We start from the raw sequence: 2,885 nt of genomic DNA, 5'->3' as shown, positions 1-2,885 counted from the left end.
ATTCCGGGCGCGATGCTCGGCGGGCTGGTGCTGGGTGTGGCCGAGGCCTTTGGTGCCGATATCTTCGGCGACCAGTACAAGGACGTCGTGGCGTTCGGCCTCTTGGTTCTGGTGCTGTTGTTCCGTCCGACCGGCATCCTGGGCCGTCCGGAGGTTGAGAAAGTATGAGCAGATATCTTAAATCGGCGTTTTTCAGCGCCCTGCTGGTTTGGGCCGTGGCCTTCCCGGTACTCGGCCTCAAGCTGAGCATTGTCGGGATCAACCTGGAAGTGCATGGCACCGGTCCCGTGACCCTGACCATCATTGCCCTGTGTTCGGTGCTGATGTTCCTGCGTGTGCTGTTCACCCAGCAGGTCGGTGCCTTGTTCAAGGGCAACCGCGCCCCACTGGTCTCGCCCAAGGTCAGCCAATTCCTGACCCTGCCGCGTACCCAGCGCTACATCATCATCGGCCTGATCGTGGCCGCGCTGATCTGGCCGTTCTTCGGCTCGCGCGGCGCCGTCGACATCGCCACCCTGATCCTGATCTACGTGTTGCTGGGCCTGGGCCTGAACATCGTGGTGGGCCTGGCCGGCCTGCTTGACCTGGGTTATGTGGGTTTCTATGCCGTGGGTGCCTACACCTATGCGCTGCTCTCGCATTACCTGGGCTGGAGCTTCTGGATCTGCCTGCCACTGGCGGGCATGGCGGCGGCGACGTTCGGCTTCCTGCTGGGCTTCCCGGTATTGCGCCTGCGTGGTGACTACCTGGCGATCGTGACCCTGGGGTTCGGGGAAATCATCCGCCTGTTCCTGCGTAACCTCACCGACATCACCGGTGGCCCCAACGGCATCAGCAGCATCCCCAAGCCAACGTTCTTCGGGCTGTCGTTCGACCGTAATGCCGCCGAGGGAATGCAGACCTTCCACGAGTACTTCGGGATCGCCTACAACCCGGTGAGCAAGGTGGTGTTCCTGTACCTGGTGGCGCTGTTGCTGGCACTGGCCGCCCTGTTCGTGATCAACCGCCTGTTGCGCATGCCGATCGGTCGTGCCTGGGAAGCGCTGCGCGAAGATGAGATCGCCTGCCGTGCCCTGGGCCTCAACCCGACCATCATCAAACTCTCCGCATTCACCCTGGGCGCTGCGTTCGCCGGTTTCGCCGGTAGTTTCTTCGCCGCCCGCCAGGGCCTGGTGACGCCGGAATCATTCACCTTTATCGAGTCGGCGATCATCCTCGCCATCGTGGTACTGGGTGGCATGGGCTCGCAACTGGGCGTGATCCTGGCGGCGATCGTGATGATCCTGCTGCCGGAACTGATGCGTGAATTCAGCGAATACCGCATGTTGATGTTCGGCGCCATGATGGTGCTGATGATGATCTGGCGTCCTCAAGGCCTGCTGCCCATGCAACGTCCACACATGGAGCTGCGCAAATGAGCCGCGAGATCCTGAAAGTCGAAAACTTGAGCATGCGCTTCGGCGGCCTGCTGGCGGTCAACGGCGTGGCCCTGACCGTGAAAGAGAAACAGGTGGTAGCGCTGATCGGCCCCAACGGCGCCGGCAAGACCACGGTGTTCAACTGCCTCACCGGCTTCTACAAGCCGAGCGGTGGCAGCATCCTGCTGGACGGCCAGCCAATCCAGGGCCTGGCCGGTCACGAGATCGCCCGCAAAGGCGTGGTGCGGACCTTCCAGAACGTGCGGTTGTTCAAGGACATGACGGCGGTCGAAAACCTGCTGATTGCCCAGCACCGCCACCTGAACACCAACTTCTTCGCAGGCCTGTTCAAGACCCCGGCGTTCCGCAAAAGCGAGCGCGAAGCCATGGAATATGCCGAGTACTGGCTGGACAAGGTCAACCTCACCGAGTTTGCCAATCGCCCGGCCGGCACCCTAGCCTATGGTCAGCAACGTCGCCTGGAAATCGCCCGCTGCATGATGACCCGTCCGCGGATCCTCATGCTCGACGAACCGGCTGCCGGTCTGAACCCCAAGGAAACCGAAGACCTCAAGGCGCTGATCGGCGTGCTGCGTGAGGAAAACAACGCCACGGTGCTGCTGATTGAACACGACATGAAACTGGTCATGAGCATCTCCGACCATATCGTGGTGATCAACCAGGGCACGCCGCTGGCCGACGGGACGCCGGAGCAGATCCGCGACAATCCTGAAGTGATCAAAGCCTATTTGGGGGAAGCGTAAAATGCTGCAATTCGAAAACGTTTCCACTTTCTACGGCAAGATCCAGGCCCTGCACAGCGTCAATGTCGAAGTGCGCCAGGGTGAAATCGTGACCCTGATCGGTGCCAACGGCGCCGGCAAGTCGACCTTGCTGATGACCTTGTGCGGATCGCCCCAGGCCCACAGCGGCAGCATCCGCTACATGGGTGAAGAACTGGTGGGTCAGGAGTCGTCGCACATCATGCGCAAGAGCATCGCGGTGGTGCCCGAAGGCCGTCGCGTGTTTTCACGCCTGACCGTGGAAGAGAACCTGGCCATGGGCGGGTTCTTCACCGACAAGGGCGATTACCAGGAGCAGATGGACAAGGTGCTGCACCTGTTCCCACGGCTCAAGGAACGCTTCAGCCAGCGTGGCGGCACCATGTCCGGCGGCGAACAGCAGATGCTTGCGATCGGCCGCGCGCTGATGAGCAAGCCCAAGCTGTTGCTGCTGGACGAGCCGTCCCTGGGTCTGGCGCCGATCATCATCCAGCAGATCTTCGACATCATCGAACAGCTGCGCAAGGACGGTGTGACGGTGTTCCTGGTGGAGCAGAACGCCAACCAGGCGCTGAAAATCGCCGACCGCGCCTATGTACTGGAAAACGGTCGGGTGGTGATGCAGGGCACTGGCGAGCAGTTGCTGACCGATCCGAAGGTGCGTGAGGCGTACCTGGGCGGTTAA

At 61.5% G+C, this 2,885-nt stretch carries 3 protein-coding genes and 1 pseudogene; all 4 read left to right on the top strand.

What is annotated here, in order from left to right; all coding sequences use genetic code 11:
- Positions 1 to 168 (top strand): annotated as a pseudogene (locus tag KZX66_RS26310) (branched-chain amino acid ABC transporter permease LivH); the annotation flags it as partial.
- Positions 165 to 1,418 (top strand): high-affinity branched-chain amino acid ABC transporter permease LivM, encoded by a 1,254-nt coding sequence (locus KZX66_RS26305; protein ID WP_248084120.1) that lies wholly within the window; start codon positions 165 to 167, stop codon positions 1,416 to 1,418. The pseudogene KZX66_RS26310 and the gene KZX66_RS26305, both read left to right, overlap by 4 nt.
- Positions 1,415 to 2,182, top strand: coding sequence for a high-affinity branched-chain amino acid ABC transporter ATP-binding protein LivG (gene livG / locus KZX66_RS26300; RefSeq protein ID WP_012722652.1), 768 nt, complete (start codon positions 1,415 to 1,417; stop codon positions 2,180 to 2,182). Before KZX66_RS26305 ends, livG begins: the two co-directional genes overlap by 4 nt.
- A 1-nt stretch (position 2,183) precedes the next feature.
- Complete coding sequence (locus KZX66_RS26460) at positions 2,184 to 2,885, top strand: ABC transporter ATP-binding protein (protein ID WP_078731918.1); 702 nt, start codon at positions 2,184 to 2,186, stop codon at positions 2,883 to 2,885.

It is taken from the genome of Pseudomonas sp. EYE_354, from assembly GCF_023148575.1.
Lineage (GTDB): Bacteria > Pseudomonadota > Gammaproteobacteria > Pseudomonadales > Pseudomonadaceae > Aquipseudomonas.
This window is presented reverse-complemented; position numbering and strand designations above follow the sequence as displayed.